Annotated in this window: 15 protein-coding genes; 11 read left to right on the top strand and 4 right to left on the bottom strand. The window is 36.8% G+C overall.

Features of this window, described 5'->3' with window-relative positions; translation table 11 throughout:
• The first annotated feature begins 106 nt into the window (after positions 1-106).
• The 3 genes from JOC76_RS10905 to purT all read left to right on the top strand — a co-directional run bounded on the left by JOC76_RS10905 (position 107) and on the right by purT (position 4,652).
• Positions 107-1,387, top strand: a complete 1,281-nt coding sequence (locus JOC76_RS10905) for an ATP-binding protein (RefSeq protein ID WP_205177643.1) — start codon at positions 107-109, stop codon at positions 1,385-1,387.
• A 258-nt stretch (positions 1,388-1,645) separates the two neighbouring features.
• Entirely contained in the window at positions 1,646-2,815 is a 1,170-nt protein-coding gene (locus tag JOC76_RS10900; RefSeq protein WP_205177642.1) for a glucose-1-phosphate adenylyltransferase, read from the top strand.
• Positions 2,816-3,485: 670 nt separating this feature from the next.
• A complete protein-coding gene (gene purT, locus JOC76_RS10895; RefSeq protein ID WP_205177641.1) occupies positions 3,486-4,652 on the top strand; it encodes a phosphoribosylglycinamide formyltransferase 2 in 1,167 nt (388 codons plus the stop codon).
• A gap of 127 nt (positions 4,653-4,779) precedes the next feature.
• On the opposite strand, the gene JOC76_RS10890 is transcribed toward purT, so the two are convergent.
• Positions 4,780-5,220, bottom strand: a complete 441-nt coding sequence (locus tag JOC76_RS10890) for a cell wall hydrolase (protein WP_205177640.1) — start codon at positions 5,218-5,220, stop codon at positions 4,780-4,782.
• Between the two features lie 226 nt (positions 5,221-5,446).
• Here JOC76_RS10890 and helD point away from each other — a divergent pair, with 226 nt between their 5' ends.
• Positions 5,447-7,753 (top strand): RNA polymerase recycling motor HelD, encoded by a 2,307-nt coding sequence (helD, locus tag JOC76_RS10885; RefSeq protein ID WP_205177639.1) that lies wholly within the window; start codon positions 5,447-5,449, stop codon positions 7,751-7,753.
• 37 nt (positions 7,754-7,790) lie between these two features.
• Complete coding sequence (locus JOC76_RS10880; RefSeq protein ID WP_205177638.1) at positions 7,791-8,144, top strand: rhodanese-like domain-containing protein; 354 nt, start codon at positions 7,791-7,793, stop codon at positions 8,142-8,144.
• A gap of 99 nt (positions 8,145-8,243) precedes the next feature.
• On the opposite strand, the gene JOC76_RS10875 is transcribed toward JOC76_RS10880, so the two are convergent.
• The 3 genes from JOC76_RS10875 to JOC76_RS10865 all read right to left on the bottom strand — a co-directional run bounded on the left by JOC76_RS10875 (position 8,244) and on the right by JOC76_RS10865 (position 9,990).
• Positions 8,244-9,041, bottom strand: a complete 798-nt coding sequence (locus JOC76_RS10875; protein ID WP_205177637.1) for an HAD family hydrolase — start codon at positions 9,039-9,041, stop codon at positions 8,244-8,246.
• A 202-nt stretch (positions 9,042-9,243) separates the two neighbouring features.
• Positions 9,244-9,546 (bottom strand): hypothetical protein, encoded by a 303-nt coding sequence (locus JOC76_RS10870; RefSeq protein ID WP_205177636.1) that lies wholly within the window; start codon positions 9,544-9,546, stop codon positions 9,244-9,246.
• A gap of 15 nt (positions 9,547-9,561) precedes the next feature.
• Entirely contained in the window at positions 9,562-9,990 is a 429-nt protein-coding gene (locus tag JOC76_RS10865; protein ID WP_205177635.1) for a hypothetical protein, read from the bottom strand.
• A 231-nt stretch (positions 9,991-10,221) separates the two neighbouring features.
• Here JOC76_RS10865 and JOC76_RS10860 point away from each other — a divergent pair, with 231 nt between their 5' ends.
• The 6 genes from JOC76_RS10860 to JOC76_RS10835 all read left to right on the top strand — a co-directional run bounded on the left by JOC76_RS10860 (position 10,222) and on the right by JOC76_RS10835 (position 15,471).
• A complete protein-coding gene (locus JOC76_RS10860) occupies positions 10,222-10,815 on the top strand; it encodes a TetR/AcrR family transcriptional regulator (protein WP_205177634.1) in 594 nt (197 codons plus the stop codon).
• A gap of 255 nt (positions 10,816-11,070) precedes the next feature.
• Positions 11,071-11,601, top strand: a complete 531-nt coding sequence (locus JOC76_RS10855; RefSeq protein WP_205177633.1) for a GNAT family N-acetyltransferase — start codon at positions 11,071-11,073, stop codon at positions 11,599-11,601.
• 31 nt (positions 11,602-11,632) lie between these two features.
• On the top strand, positions 11,633-12,295 hold the full coding sequence (locus tag JOC76_RS10850) for a VC0807 family protein (protein ID WP_205177632.1): 663 nt from the start codon (positions 11,633-11,635) through the stop codon (positions 12,293-12,295).
• Positions 12,296-12,332: 37 nt separating this feature from the next.
• Positions 12,333-12,980: a DUF2306 domain-containing protein gene (locus JOC76_RS10845; RefSeq protein WP_205177631.1), complete on the top strand. Its 648-nt coding sequence runs from the start codon at positions 12,333-12,335 to the stop codon at positions 12,978-12,980.
• 262 nt (positions 12,981-13,242) lie between these two features.
• Positions 13,243-13,944, top strand: a complete 702-nt coding sequence (locus tag JOC76_RS10840) for a YoaK family protein (protein WP_205177630.1) — start codon at positions 13,243-13,245, stop codon at positions 13,942-13,944.
• Between the two features lie 534 nt (positions 13,945-14,478).
• Positions 14,479-15,471, top strand: a complete 993-nt coding sequence (locus tag JOC76_RS10835; protein WP_205177629.1) for an LLM class flavin-dependent oxidoreductase — start codon at positions 14,479-14,481, stop codon at positions 15,469-15,471.
• The last annotated feature ends 31 nt before the right edge of the window (positions 15,472-15,502 follow it).

The raw sequence follows: 15,502 nt of genomic DNA, 5'->3' as shown, positions 1-15,502 counted from the left end.
TGAAATGACTAACTAAACTGTCAATCTTCTATATCGCAATAATAAGTAAATGTATATAATAGGGGTTATACAAAAAAGGTTTTAACCGAATAGAAGGAGAACACCCATGCCTTTTCAATATGATCAACTTCTGCTCCAGGTGTTGATAGTCCTAATTCCTATTATCCTTTACTTGGCTTTATCCAATGATAAAGGGGATGAAACTCAAGAAAACATTATTTGGGGAGTGGTTTGTGCCATTACATTGGCTTTATCTATCATATTCTCCATTATTATAGATGGCATACGCATCGATTCTAGAATGGTGCCCTGGTATTTAGCGTTTATTTATGGGGGAATGAATGTAGGAGCTTTTGTTTCTGTATGTTTCTTTATCGTTCGATTCTTATATGGCGGCATTGGCATGATCCCCTCATTCTTCGCCATGATGATATCCCTCGTATTTATTTACTGGGCACAAAAGAAGTTTCATTCTTTAACTCTTAAAAAGAAAATCTACCTATCTTTCATCTACGTTTCGATTTCTTCAGCCATGCTGCCCATCATTGCTGTGTTATTTGGCCGGGAAATGACCATATTGAAAACGATATTCAATTCTTTCCTTTTTGTCGTAGAAAATGGCATTATGGCTTGGTTCGCGATCTACTTGATAGAATCACACCGTGAAAAAATTTTATTAAGAAAAGAAATCCAAAGAAATGAGAAAATGCAGGTCGTTGGTGAGTTAGCGGCTAGTGTAGCCCATGAAATTAGAAATCCGATGACAAGTGTAAAAGGCTTCATGCAACTGCTCACAGAAGCAAACAATCTAACGACAAACCAAAAGGAATTTATACAGATAAGTTTAGAAGAATTGAATCGGGCAAATGACATAATCACCGATTATTTATCTTTAGGAAAAAATCAGGCAATAAAGAAACAGAGTGTTATTGATATTGGAACAGAAGCGAATAAATCAATCGCTGCACTATCATCCTATGCGACTTTACATAATGTAGAAGTTTGCATTGGTATAAATGGACAAACCGTCATGATGGGAAATTCGGCTCAATTACAGCAAATGTTCGTAAATCTTATAAAAAATGCGATAGAAGCAGCCGAAGAAAAAGTGAATATTTCTATCCATTGTACCCAGAAAGCGGTCGATATCTTCATCTCCAATGACGGAGAGGGTCTGACAGAGGAACAAATTGAAAAACTTGGCCTTCCTTTTTATTCAACAAAAGAACAAGGGACCGGTTTGGGTTTAATGGTAACCATTCAGATCATTAGGGAAATGGGTGGGAAATGGAACGTAAAGAGTGACAAAACAGGGGGAACAGTATTTCACATAACAATCCCACGCAATGAAGGCAAATTAGAAAGCTCGATAAAAAACAGAGACTGAAATCTCTGTTTTTTTATATTTAGAATATCCTTATTCACACAATTGACATATTTTCTTACATATATTTCCCTTATAAATCGACAGGAACTGAGATGGTTAACGTTTTAAAAATGTCCGAATGTAGTAGTGATAAAAAAATAGTAACGAATATTGTCTAAATTCGAGGAATGTAGTCGGATTTATTTGATTCCGAATACTTATTAACATTGCTACAATGAAAAACAGAATTAATAAAGTAAATCTTTACAGGGGGTAACGATGACAAATAAACAATGTATTGCGATGCTTTTAGCAGGTGGTAGAGGCAGCCGGTTGAAAGACTTAACTCAATATATGGCGAAACCAGCAGTCCCATTTGGAGGGAAATATCGAATTATTGATTTTACCTTAAGTAATTGCAGCAATTCCGGGATTGATACAGTAGGTGTGTTAACGCAGTATCAACCCCATACCCTTCAAAATTATATTGGCGACGGCAAGTACTGGGATTTAGATAGGAAAAATGGGGGCATAACCCTTCTTCCTCCATACCAATGTGAACAGGGGGAAAGATGGTATGAAGGGACGGCCCACGCTGTGTATCAAAACCTCCGGTATATCGAAAGTTACAATCCAGAATATGTTCTTATTATTTCAGGTGATCACATTTACAAAATGGATTACAGTAAAATGCTCGAGCAGCATATCCAAACGAAAGCAGATGCGACGATTTCTGTCATCCATGTCCCCTGGAAGGATGCCAGTCGGTTTGGCATTATGAATATAGATACTGAGGCCAATCGAATAACGGAATTTGAAGAAAAACCGAAACAACCGAAATCGAATCTAGCCTCCATGGGGATCTATATTTTTAAGTGGAAGCTGTTAAAGAAATACCTGGAAAAACAAGAAAAGAACCCATTCTCAACTAAAGATTTTGGCAAGGATATTATCCCTGCGATGATACAGAATAACCACCAATTGTATGCTTATAAGTTTAAGGGGTATTGGAAGGATGTTGGAACGATCCAAAGCCTTTGGGAAGCCAATATGGATTTGCTCTCCTTTCAAACCAATCCCCTTTTACAAAATGAAGAGTGGGGGATCTATACCCATGAAACGTCTCAGAAGCCTTTGTATTTCGATGGAAAAGCAAGTATGAACCAATCACTATTGAGTGAAGGCTGTAAAGTGTTTGGGACCGTTCAAAATTCTGTTCTTTTTTATGGTGTTACAGTGGGGAAGGGTGCGGTTATTAAGGACTCAGTTATATTACCAAATACTGTGATTGGTGAGAATGCCGTGATTCATCGGGCGGTGGTTGGTAGTGGTACGGTGATTGAATCCAATGTACAAATAGGAGAAGATAACCCATTTAGCGAGATTACCTTAATAGGGGATAACCAAACCATCCAATTCGGTAAGAATAAAAAGGATCAAGCAGTATAAATATAATAAACTAGTGTTGTTTATGTGAATCTATGAACATGTATTTCTATTATTTCTGCTAATGCTGGACCTAAAATAGCAAGGGTTAAACCCTTGCTATTTTGCGTTTAATTGCTAATTCTTCGGAAGTTTGACAACCATTTTCGCCTTCTCCGTATCGATTTGAGAATTCATAAGCGGAGAAATTCCTTTTAATTTACATAGGGGAAGCTTAAGAAGCGGATATAAGCGGAAAAATTCCGCTTAAATGCTCTAAATAGGGCTAAATTCAAAGAATTGGATCATATAAACGGAAAAACTTCCCTTATTTTTACGAAAATATGGATATTTCTTAATTTAACCGGAATTTTTCCGTTTATTTACCATACTCAGTGAAACCATCATTCAGTTAAAACAGAGCCTAGCCTTATACAAAAAAACAATATTTGTTTATCAATTTGCTAGTAAAAATATATTGTATTTTGCTGTGTACACTGGCTATTGTACCCTTACATTTTAATATTCAAATTCTTCTCAGATAATAAAAATTGTTGTGTTTTCTGAATTAAATACGAATAAAATACATTAAAATAACTATTATTGTTCGTGTTTGATATAAAAATAATCACTTGAATGAAGTGTGTTTATAGTTTAACATAATAAAAAGACAAACAATAAGGGGTTGGATAAGATGTTTGGTAGCCAAACAAAAAAAGTGTTGTTACTTGGTTCAGGTGAACTCGGTAAAGAGATCATCATCGAGGCTCAGCGTTTAGGACTTGAGACCATAGCTGTTGACCGATATGAAAACGCTCCTGCCATGCAGGTGGCCCATCGTTCGTACGTGGTAGACATGCTCGATGGAGAAGAGCTTCGTAGAGTAATAGGACAAGAGAAGCCGGATATGGTCGTTCCTGAAATTGAGGCGATTGCTACAGAAACCTTATTGGACCTTGAAAACGAAGGATTCCGTATTGTACCTACGGCTAAAGCTGTAAACCTGACCATGGATCGAGAAGGAATCCGGCGCCTGGCAAGTGAAGAACTGGGAATTCCTACAGCGAAATATGCTTTTGCGAACACATTAGAAGAATTAAAAGTTGCAGTAGAGGAAATCGGGATTCCCTGCGTGATTAAACCCATCATGAGCTCATCTGGAAAAGGGCAAACCGTTTGCCGTTCATTGGAGGATGTAGAATGGTCTTGGAATGAGGCAATTTCAGGTGGAAGAGGCAAAAAAGCGCGGGTGATTGTCGAGGAATTTATCCATTTTGAATCGGAAATTACCCTTCTAACAGTTCGTTCCGTATCAGGTACAACCTACTGTGCTCCAATCGGACATGTCCAAAAAGATGGAGACTACATTGAATCCTGGCAGCCACATGACATGTCAACGGAACAAATTATGGAAGCACAGGATATCGCCAAAAAAATCACCGATGCGCTTGGCGGTTACGGACTATTTGGTGTTGAATTATTTCTTTCGCCACAAGGTGTTTATTTTAGTGAAGTGTCACCACGGCCTCATGATACGGGGATGGTTACAATGGTAACGCAGGATCTATCAGAATTTGCTTTACATGTAAGAGCGATCTTAGGCTACCCGATTCCAACTGTACAGCTAGTGAGACCTGGTGCAAGTCATACGATTAAAGCAACAAAGGAAAGCAAGAACTACCAAATCGTGGGAATTTCTGAAAGCTTATCCATTCCTGATACACAAGTTAGAATTTTTGGCAAACCAGAAACAAAAGTGGGACGACGGATGGCAGTCGTGTTAAGCAGCGGAGAATCAATCGAAGAGGCTAGGGAGCGAGCCGCATTAGCAGCTTCCAACATCATGGTTACTCACGACTAACAACTTTTTAAAACCCATACACAGCAGTCGAACTCTTTTACTAAAAGAATTTCACATTTAAACGAAGGGACCACACGTACAATGGAGTGGTCCCTTAAATTTTTTCAATTGAAAAAAACTGAAAGCCCTAACCTCTATAAACACTATCACACGTTCCAGGTTTTGGTTCATAATAACAATGATTTTTAAATTGACCAGATTGTGGTTGATCGTACCATGTAGGAGGGCATGGAGCATGTGGATTAAAATACCAAAGGGCATACTTCCCTGGGTGTTGTCTCCAATAATCCAAATTCTGTTGTGCTAATCTTCTTTCAGACGTTCTCGATCTTTGATAAAATACATTACCTTTTTGAACAGCTTCAAAGGAAAAATTTCCTCCTTGTACTTGAAAAATAACTTGGGGAATGGTTCTTAGATTTTTAAAGTCTAAACAATTTGCCACAAGCCGATTAACAATGACATTTCCGACATATAACATGCCGAGTTTTCCTTCGCCTTCTGCTTCTGCTCTCATCATCCTTGCCATTACATCAACGTCCGAACTTCGATAATTTACTCTTCCCATTTTTTCACCTCCAAGATAGAGTATGAATAAAAGCCTACATTGATGAGATTTTTTTAAATAAAATTTCCTTTTATGTTAAGGTCAATCGACCAGATAAGACGTCGCATAAAAAACTTGAAAAAAGGATGCTTAAACTCCATGACGAAATAACTTGACGAGTTTAAAAGTTTTCGTTAATCTTAGTATCCCATGCGTTCATTTGGAAAAAAAGTGAGGTGTGAAGAGGATGAGTGCCAAGGATCATGTTTCTGTCCGCAACCATAAAGACTATCAAGCAGAAGTGGAGCGCTTAGAGTTTACGAAGGAATATATCCGAACCGTTTTAGACATTTCCAAAGAGAATAAAGAACTAGTCGTTGAAAATATGAAACAATCGTTTGCCGAGCTGAATTCGAAGGATAGTAGTACGAGCTACACGGACCTGCTCGCGAATGCAAATTATCTTGAATTGGCCGAAAGTGAATTGAAAAGGTTAGAAAGTGTCATCGGCAAACCTTATTTTTCAAGAATTGACTTTACAAACAGTAGTACGAAAACAGAAGAAGTTTTGTACATAGGCAAAGTATCTTTGTTTGACCGTGTCTCGCAGCAACCGATTATCGTGGACTGGAGATCACCGATTGCCAGTGTCTACTATGACGGACGGCTGGGAGAGGTGTCCTATGAAGCATACGGAGAGACGCAAACCGGTTACTTATCATTAAAGCGGCAGTATGAGATTATCGATGGTTTATTAAAAGAAATCAGTGACATCGATTTAACCACCCATGATGAACTTTTGCAGAAATCTTTATCAGGTAAAGCAGACAATCGCTTAACCGAAATTGTAGCGACGATTCAAAATGAGCAAAATGAAGTGATCCGGGCATCACTAACCCACCCGATCATCGTCCAAGGGGCCGCCGGAAGCGGGAAAACAACGATTGCACTCCATAGAATATCCTACTTTCTCTATTCCTTTGGATATAGATTCCCTCCTGAAAAATTAATGATTCTCGCCCCAAACCGATTGTTTATTGATTATATCTCTGGTGTCTTACCAGAATTAGGTGTCGATAAGATTAATCAAACGACCTACATTGATTTTATGAGAAGCTGCTTGGGCCAAAAAATAAAATTGTTTTCGCCTAATTCCAAGCTGATCAAGCTCCTTGACGAGAATCGAACCAATCAATCGATTCAATGGGTTTCCAGTTTTAAAGGTTCACTCGAATTTAAGGAATTAATCCATCGATTTATCAATGAATTGGAAGAGAATCTTGCCCCAAGAGAGGATTTTGTCCTTGAAAATTCCGTTTTAATGAAGGGGCTTAAACTTAAAAAACTATTTTTAAAAGAATATACCTACTTACCAATCTATAAGAGGCTTGGAAAAATAAAAAATTTATTAGAAGATGATCTAAAAAAGAAAAAGTCGCTCATGTTATCGAATCTGAACAAGAAATATGAAGAAGCATTGGAAAAAGCTCTTTACAAAACGAAAATGAAACCAGAAAAGAGGAAACAAAAAGTCATTTCCTTGATGGAGATGAAGGAACAAAGACAAAAGAGAGTCGAGCAGGAGGCAAAGGTCGCTGTAAAAAAATATATGGATGCCTTTGTCATGAAGGATATTTTTACCCTCTATAAGGAATTGATGTCTTCTCCAGATCAAATCAAAAAGTTTTCCCATACGCTTACAGATCAAGAATGTAAGCTATTGAGTAGGTATTGCCTGAGGATCTTTGAACGAGGCGCTTACGAACTGGAGGATTTAGCCCCCATCTTTTATCTAAAGACAAAATTGGAAGGTATCGATGAAAAATATAAAATGCGCAGTATTTTTATTGATGAGGCACAGGATTACAGCTATTTTCAATTTGCTGCCTTAAAGGAAGGCTTTGAGACTGACTTATTTACGATTGTGGGAGATTTAGCCCAAGGAATTCATTCCTATCGTGGCTTGAATAACTGGACCCCGGTATTTGAAGAAATCTTCCCGAATGCGAATTATCAAACCTTACAAAAAAGCTACCGGACAACTGTCGAAATCATGAATTTAGCAAATGAAATCCTGACGTTAATGAATCAAGAATTGCCGAAGGTCGAACCTGTGATTCGTCATGGGCAAAAACCATTGTTTCAAACGATTGACCCTACAAATTTGGAAAAGGTCAGATTGCTTCTAGAACAAGATATCGTCTCATTCAAAGGGGAAGAGTTGCACTCCATTGCGTTGATTGGACGGACCGAGAAGGAGTGCCAAAGAATTCAACAGCTCTTTGAAAATAGCGGTCTTCCAATACAGTTATTAGAGGAAAAAGAAGAAATGAAGAAGGGGCATATTGTGATTGTACCTTCCTATTTATCAAAAGGGCTTGAGTTTGATTGTGTTTTGATTGTATGCTTGGAGGAACCGTACTCTCAGGTAGACCTAGACATCAAATTGTTGTATGTATCGATGACGAGACCGATGCATCGATTGTATTTATATGGGAAAGATCAGGGAGATTTTTTATTAAATAAAACGGACTCCATTCACTTTGAAAGTTAAAGGTGTCCACACCATTTTACCTAAAAGGAGAGTTATCATGACAGTTAAATTGATTTCACCAAAAGCACTTTATGAGAAGCTTGCAAATAATGAACCAGTCTTCCTGCTAGATGTACGTGCCGAAGAAAAATATTCTGATTATCATATAACCAATCAGAATATCGAGAGTCAGAACATCCCTAAGAATGTAATTTTCAATCTTGAGGAAAATGGAGAAGATGGACTGCAATCCTTGCCTACAAACAGTGACATTGTCGTTACCTGTACAACGGGAAATTCCGCTAGGAAATGTGCTGAAATTTTATCCCAAAAAGAATACCAAGTTACCTTGCTTGAAGGCGGTATTACCGCTTGGAAACAATACTTAGAAACAAAACACAACGACAAATAGAAAAAAGGAAAAAAACACCATTCTTAATTAAAAATGACAGGGTATGAATCAAGTGGAATTGATTACACCTGTCATTTTTTTGATTACACAAGTTAAACCCTAAATCACATATGATTTATACGGTACTTGAAGATAACCTTCAATAAACTCAGCTAATCCATCATTTTCGTGGTGCCCTGTAACAAAATCAGCTGCTTTTTTAACCTCTTCGCTCGCGTTCCCCATTGCCACTCCAGTACCAACATGACGAAGCATTTCTATATCATTAGGTCCGTCTCCAATGGCTACGACTTCATTGGGACTTATTCGAAGTGTGCGAAGTAAGCTTTTTATAGCAGACCATTTAGAAACATTAGGAGCAAGCAATTCAAACCCATCATTCCAATTGATGACTTCCGCTTCATTTTTAAACAAAGTGGACAATTCAGGAATTGGTGCACCTGTTCGAACACTATATTTCAGAACATCTTGATAATTTGCCTGTCTTAAATCTCCAATATACCGTGGTGGGATTTGCCCAACCTTTGTCCAATAATCGACTTCTTCATTTATTTCCTTACAATAAAGCCCATTTGCAGTATGGATCATAACATTAAAGGCATGTTCTGCTGTTAGTTGGTGGAATCGTTCTTCGTTCAGTTGAACGGTTTTCATTTGTATAGCTTTGCCAGTCTCTGCATCGTGAATAGAGGCACCATTCAAACAGATCATTGGCGTTCGTAATCCAATTTCTTTATGGTAGGGAGCCGTTACTTCATAGTGTCGACCAGTAGCTAGGAAAACCTGGACTCCTTGATTTTGGAGCATATAAATGGCTTCTAGATTTCGCTTAGAAATATTGTTTGAAGCTGTTAGTAGTGTACCATCCATATCAATAAATATTGCACGCACATTCATTTATAATGCCCCCTCATTCGTTGATAAACCAATCATATCATCTGAATATTAAAACCTTGTAAACTCTTTGTGCAGAATATATAAAGTTTATTGAAAAGCAAGGACAGTCCTTTGCAATATAAAAATATTATTCTTCAATGTTAAAAACCGACAAGGACGACGTTCTTGTCGGTTTTTTTCTGTTTCTAATTTAAGAAGCAGATTAATCATAGCGTACTTGATCTTCTCCATCAATGATAAGCTCGAGTTCTGTTAAAAAGTTGAGGTCAAGCGGTGTAGGTAATCGTTCCATTAATTCCTTAATTTCGATAAGATTTTCTGCTTCTTCGATAGAAGATGGAGGTTGTTCTAAATGCTGAAACCAAACCTTTAACTCGTCAATAAATTCATAAAAATGCCTTTCAAACCTTTCAGCACATTCTTCAGCTTCATCTTCTGAGGATATTTCCATCAATCTCCAGTCTTCTAGGGCAGTTTCTAATTTCTCTTTCACACGATTAATCATTTGATCACCCCTCAATTAATAGTTTTTTAGCAGCATTTTATCGATTAAACGTACTTTGTCATATGATTTGAGTAGTTTCTCAGGGACAAAGGTGCGGCCGTATTCCCAAGAATTTCTTTCTATTATAGCTCGAAGCTGTTCTTTTTCTGAATCATCACCAAACATTAATATCCTTAAATCATGTTTGTTTTTTTTAAAATCTAAATAATACCCGAGCTGATGATAAATGATAAGTTTTACACAGTTCTCATCTGTCTCTTTAATTTTAAAGTTAATATTGGCTATGTATCCATTTATTTGGAGGTAGTTAAACTTAATCGTATTGGTTGATACATTAAAACTCATAGGTGAGGGTAGTGTATTGTTTATTTCATAATTAATATTTAATTGGTGCTCATGTAATGTTTTTTTGATAATCTCCTCTATATCCCATATATAAAGCATCTTATTGATCAATACCCTTCCCAAGATTTTTTTATTATTATATCATTTCTTATTCTCTTTATTTTTAAGAAATGATGGAGGAAAGTAAATCCTTCAAATTTCCTTTAGCCTTTATACCTATATACCCATAATGGGTTTCATAATTATTGACAAATAATCCTATGTTCATTAAGATGAGGGTATTATACCGACTGACGGTTTGATATTGATCATTGAATGGGAGGATTACTTATGTCCAATAATCTACAAAGAAACAGCAGCTTCCCACATATTCTGGATACAACAGAACAATTAATAAAGGAAAAAGGCTGCAGACATACCACACTACAGGATATTATTGAACGATCTGGTTTGTCTAAAGGAGCGATTTACCATTATGTATCCGGAAAAGATGAATTATTTGGCCTAGTACTTAAATCGAAAATGGAACAAATGAATACTAGTTTTAATGGTGTTGTGGCAGAAGCGGCTCCAAAGGATGCTGTTCTTCCTATTCAATTTATTGCACAAGGGATGGCCGCACAAACAGAAGGGCATGATGTAACGAGTAAAATCATGACTTATTTGCTTGGTCAGATAGATAATCCAAAAGTGGAGTCGATTCTTAGTGAATTATATGGATCTTCATTAAACACTGCCAAGAGTTGGATTGAAATCGGGCAAAAAGCGGGTGGGATTCCTGAAGAAATCGATGCAGAAAAAATGGCTTCACTTTTTATGGTGTTCACTTATGGACTGCGAGTTCAAAACATCATTTCAAAAAATTCAGGACCACGCGTACAAGTAGAAGATATATTTAAGTTAATACTGCGTTCTCTTAAATAATCCTTTATAATGGTAAGTAAGAAAAAATTTCCAATTTATTATTGACGGACCGACTGGCGGTATGTATAATTATTTTCATAAAGAAACCGACAGTTGGTTTGTGATAATGTTTTATTTACATGAAATACGGCGGAAAAGCGATAATAAGTTACATGCAAACAATATAAATATTTTTTAACAAGTATAAACCGCCGGTCGGTTTGAAAAGAATCCATAAGTTTTCAATAGATGATCCAATCAAAGGACGTGAAAAACATGGAAATGGAAGTAGCTTCGATGAATGACTTGAAGTCTATAAAATATTTATATACAACCGTTACCAAAAGCCTTAGAAAGAATGGTGTGTACCAATGGGACATATTTTATCCAAATATACTCGTTATTGGAAGAGACTTAAAAAAGGGGCATCTCCATGCGATGATAAATGATGGAATTTGCGTAGGTGCTGTAGTTATGAATGAAGAACAAAGTTCAAAATACTCGGGGCTTCCTTGGAGTGATAAAAATGGTAGATCTGCTGTGATTCATCGTTTAGCAATTCATCCTGATTCCCAGGGGAAGGGCATTGGTAAGCAAATCCTTTTATATGCAGAAGAAATGGCTATATGCAAAGGATACACAAGTATTCGTTTGGATGCCTATACTGCCAACACTAAAGCGATAACGATGTATGAACGAGCAAATTATTCTAAGGTAGGGCAAATACAGTATCCATTTCGTAAGTATCCGTATCTGTGTTTCGAAAAAAGGTTAAATGTTAATGAACCTAAAGATTTAGGAATGTAAGTAACCAATATGGAAAAGGTGGGATTTATAAATGAATCAAACAGTTTCGATTTCAAGAAAAGAAATCATTAGAGGAATTGTTATGACCCTTCTCATAAATGGGGCCGTTCCATTTATCGTTTATGAAGTACTTAGTTCTCACATGTCAAGTATTGCAGCGTTATTCATTGCAACGGTTATTCCATTAATTGATAATTTATTCAGCTTTATGAAGAGAAGAAGACTAGATGTTTTTGCCGTCTTTATGCTCATTAGTTTCTTACTAGGCATTGTTGCGTTTACTGTAGATGGAAGTGAAAAGTTGTTATTAATTCGTGAATCTTTAGTAACAGGTATTTTAGGGATCATATTCCTCGGTTCACTGTTTTTCCCTAGACCATTAATCTTCTATTTTGCGATTCGTTTTACCCTTGGAAATGATCCAGATAAGACTTCAGCTTTCGCTAACAATTGGCAATACTCATACTTTCGATTTGTATTAAGATTAATCACTATGGTTTGGGGCCTTTGCTTAATTGGCGAATCCTTCGTGCGGACGATTCTAGTTTTTAAGTTGTCTGTATCTCAATTCTTGGCAGTTTCCAACTTTGTGATGTACGGATTCATGGGGGTTGCGATCGTCTTTACGGTGGTTTATAGAAGACACTCCCAGAAACGATTCAAGGAAATAATCTCTAATGGAAGACCTGTTTAAAAAAATGGAATGAATGTAGGTTGGGAGATGAGAATTTATGTTGAAAAAGAAAATTATGTTACCGGTTATTTATGGGTTAGCTTATTTATTTACCTTATATATCGTTATACAATATATCATCTATAAGCCCAGTCAAGCGGGGGTAGTTTCGTCCAAGTTAGAAGATCCAAATTTTCCGTATGCGATTTGGAAACTGTTTTTCTTCCCTCATATCATACTGGGTATCCTAGCTTTATTAATTGGTGCTTATCAATTAACCAATAGAAGCCGTCTAAATCGAAAACGGCATCGGCTGTTGGGGCGAATTTATGGCTTTGCAATTCTGATTAACGTACTCTTGGTCCCATATCTTGCGATGTATGCAACAGGCGGTATTCCTTCTACGATTGCCTTCCTAGTTCTGGATATTTTTTGGCTAATGACAACAATGATTGCCATCATTTATATCAGACGTAAAAATATAACACGACATCGAGAATGGATGCTCCGAAGCTATGCCGTGACATTCGTATTTGTCACATTTAGGATTTTTCTCCTTATGATTCAGTTCTCGACTCATGCATCCTTTAGTGTTGCTTTCTCTCTTGCTGTCTATCTTGCCATCATTATTAACATGCTCATTACCCAAGTATATCTCAACAAACGCACTCGTGGTTCCTCAGTCAAAAAATTATTAAATCATTAGAAAAAATCTATTAATCTACTTGTGACCTTTTCTTCAAAATGTGATATTAATCATTTAAAAAAACCTCTTTCTGTGATTTAATTTTTTTATTCTTCATAGGAATCTGCAAATGTAGTAGAGAAGTCTACTCGTTCACAAAGAAGTTGATTTTTGCATAGAAATCTCCCCAGGAGACAACCCTATTTTTAAAAAATGGGGTTTAAAACTTTTTCCTTTGAAAGATTAAAAAAGTACTTTTGTCATTTAAAATAAGGTGGAAAAAATGAAAAATAAAATCCCTTCTTTATCGTCCAATTCCATCTATTTGGGTGTCCTTTTAGCGATTGTAGGTGGTTTTTTGGATGCTTATACGTTTATCAGTCGTGATGGTGTGTTTGCTAATGCCCAAACTGGAAATATGGTTTTACTGGCTGTGAAAGCTGCAAATAAGGATTGGAGAGGCGTCTTACTTATTATTCCGCCCATTGTGGCCTTCATTTTGGGTGTTTTAGTTTCAGAATTAGTGAAAATGCCTCATGTTAGGGAAGTATTGCATAGTTATCGAAGGTCTATTCTGATCTTAGAATGTTTGGTCTTGATGACTGTTGGTCTGTTGCCAAAAAGTGTGCCTAATATAGTGGTAACGGTATGTATTGCCTTTGTCTCCTCTTTGCAAATTTCGACATTTAATAAACTGGACAAATGGGCTTACAATTCCACGATGACAACAGGAAACCTTCGAACGGCGACACAAGCGGCCTATTTGGCAATCAAGGAACATGATCCTGAAGCTAGAAAACAATTTAACGAATTTTTTGCCATTATTTTTTCTTTTACATCGGGTGCGTTGATCGGAACCTTTTCGACCACTTATTTAGGAAATCCATCGATCTTTATAGCTGGGGGAATTTTAGTCATTGCCATCATTTTGTATCATAGGGACCGGGGTTATATAAGTGAGACGATTAAGGCAAGATTAAAATAAATAAATTTTAAATAAGAAAAAATCCATCCAAAAGTTGCTTGGGTACCGTTTTGAGATGCTTTTCTTAAACATTGATATTGGTATTTAAAAAAGTAAAACTCGCCATATTGGTGAGTTTCTTTATTAGAATATAAAAACCCTATTTATATTAAACCTCACTTACTTGTTCCGTTATGCACCCAAATGAGGTTCTCTTAAATTTTTTAGATAAAACTAACTCCCTTTTAAATAAGATGTCTTGTCCTTAATGGAGAAACCACCGAAGTGAAATAAGCGGAAATTTTTCGGTTAACTGTAGCAAGGGGCTCGTTTCGGGGTAAATAAGCGGAGGATTTTCGGTTATGCAAAGCAAAAGTCCCTATTTTCACATTTTTTGAGTCAATAGGCGGAATCTCTCCGTCTATTTAAGCTTTTTTTAATTATAATTTCTAATTAAGAGGAATTTTTCCGTCTATTTATCCGCTGGGAATTATTTTTGTAATAACAGATATTTAAACATAACTAATGTTAGAAGTATATTCTGGAGGTTTATCAATGAAATTAAGTGTTCTTGATCAATCTGTTATTAGCAAGGGGGATACAGCAAACATCGCCTTACAAAATACAGTGAAGTTAGCACAATTAACAGAGAAACTTGGATACACGCGGTTTTGGGTAGCTGAACATCATAATACCAACGGAATGGCTGGGTCCTCACCAGAAATATTAATGTCTCATATTGCTTCCAATACACGAAGAATTCGAGTCGGATCAGGCGGTGTGCTGCTCCCGCAATATAGTCCGTATAAAATAGCTGAGAACTTTAAAGTACTAGAAGCATTGTTTCCAAACCGAATTGATTTAGGAATCGGGCGTTCACCTGGCGGCTCAGCAGCGACAAGGCTTGCGTTAACAGATGGATTGCGGAAAAGCTTAAATGAATTTCCCCAACAGGTTCAAGTTTTACAGGGATTTTTACAAAATCAGCTGCCTGCAGAACATCCATTCCATAAAGTGAATGCTTATCCTGTGGCAGAAACTCTTCCGGAACTATGGATTTTGGGCATTACTCACCGCGGAGCCAGAATGGCTGCAGAAAAAGGAACTGCTTTTACCTATGGCCATTTTATTACGCCTGATAATGGGAAGCGTGCAATGGATTATTATGTTCAAAACTTTCAACCTTCAACTTTGTTGAAGAAGCCAAAAACGAATGCTTGTATATTTGTTGTTTGTGCCCAAACACAGGAAAAAGCAGAAGAATGTGCCTTAAGTCAGGATTTATGGTTATTAGCAGTTGAAAAGGGATCCGATACAAGGATCCCTTCTATAGAAGAGGCTAAGAGGATTCGATTAACGCACGAAGAAGAAAGGAGGATTCTGGAAAATAGACAGCGAATGATTATTGGAACACCACAAAAGGTAAAAAGTGAAATAATGCGTTTAAGTGAAATGTACCAAACAGAGGAATTCATGATTATTTGTAACATCCATAGATTTGAGGACAAAATGAAGAGCTATACTTTATTGGCTGAAGAATTCCTGTAAAAATAGAGGGTTCTTTTAGGTTTTCTCTAAT

Origin of the sequence: Neobacillus cucumis, assembly GCF_016908975.1 — a bacterium.
Lineage (GTDB): Bacteria > Bacillota > Bacilli > Bacillales > Cytobacillaceae > Neobacillus > Neobacillus cucumis.
Note: the sequence above shows the minus strand (reverse complement) of the source record. Positions and strands in the feature narration are given on the sequence as shown.

Bases quoted from the DNA above. Each gene is read 5' to 3' on its own strand.
- JOC76_RS10905 (WP_205177643.1), top strand. From the start codon at position 107: ATGCCTTTTCAATATGATCAACTTCTGCTCCAGGTGTTGATAGTCCTA.
- JOC76_RS10900 (WP_205177642.1), top strand. From the start codon at position 1,646: ATGACAAATAAACAATGTATTGCGATGCTTTTAGCAGGTGGTAGAGGC.
- purT (WP_205177641.1), top strand. From the start codon at position 3,486: ATGTTTGGTAGCCAAACAAAAAAAGTGTTGTTACTTGGTTCAGGTGAA.
- JOC76_RS10890 (WP_205177640.1), bottom strand. From the start codon at position 5,220: ATGGGAAGAGTAAATTATCGAAGTTCGGACGTTGATGTAATGGCAAGG.
- helD (WP_205177639.1), top strand. From the start codon at position 5,447: ATGAGTGCCAAGGATCATGTTTCTGTCCGCAACCATAAAGACTATCAA.
- JOC76_RS10880 (WP_205177638.1), top strand. From the start codon at position 7,791: ATGACAGTTAAATTGATTTCACCAAAAGCACTTTATGAGAAGCTTGCA.
- JOC76_RS10875 (WP_205177637.1), bottom strand. From the start codon at position 9,041: ATGAATGTGCGTGCAATATTTATTGATATGGATGGTACACTACTAACA.
- JOC76_RS10870 (WP_205177636.1), bottom strand. From the start codon at position 9,546: ATGATTAATCGTGTGAAAGAGAAATTAGAAACTGCCCTAGAAGACTGG.
- JOC76_RS10865 (WP_205177635.1), bottom strand. From the start codon at position 9,990: ATGCTTTATATATGGGATATAGAGGAGATTATCAAAAAAACATTACAT.
- JOC76_RS10860 (WP_205177634.1), top strand. From the start codon at position 10,222: ATGTCCAATAATCTACAAAGAAACAGCAGCTTCCCACATATTCTGGAT.
- JOC76_RS10855 (WP_205177633.1), top strand. From the start codon at position 11,071: ATGGAAATGGAAGTAGCTTCGATGAATGACTTGAAGTCTATAAAATAT.
- JOC76_RS10850 (WP_205177632.1), top strand. From the start codon at position 11,633: ATGAATCAAACAGTTTCGATTTCAAGAAAAGAAATCATTAGAGGAATT.
- JOC76_RS10845 (WP_205177631.1), top strand. From the start codon at position 12,333: ATGTTGAAAAAGAAAATTATGTTACCGGTTATTTATGGGTTAGCTTAT.
- JOC76_RS10840 (WP_205177630.1), top strand. From the start codon at position 13,243: ATGAAAAATAAAATCCCTTCTTTATCGTCCAATTCCATCTATTTGGGT.
- JOC76_RS10835 (WP_205177629.1), top strand. From the start codon at position 14,479: ATGAAATTAAGTGTTCTTGATCAATCTGTTATTAGCAAGGGGGATACA.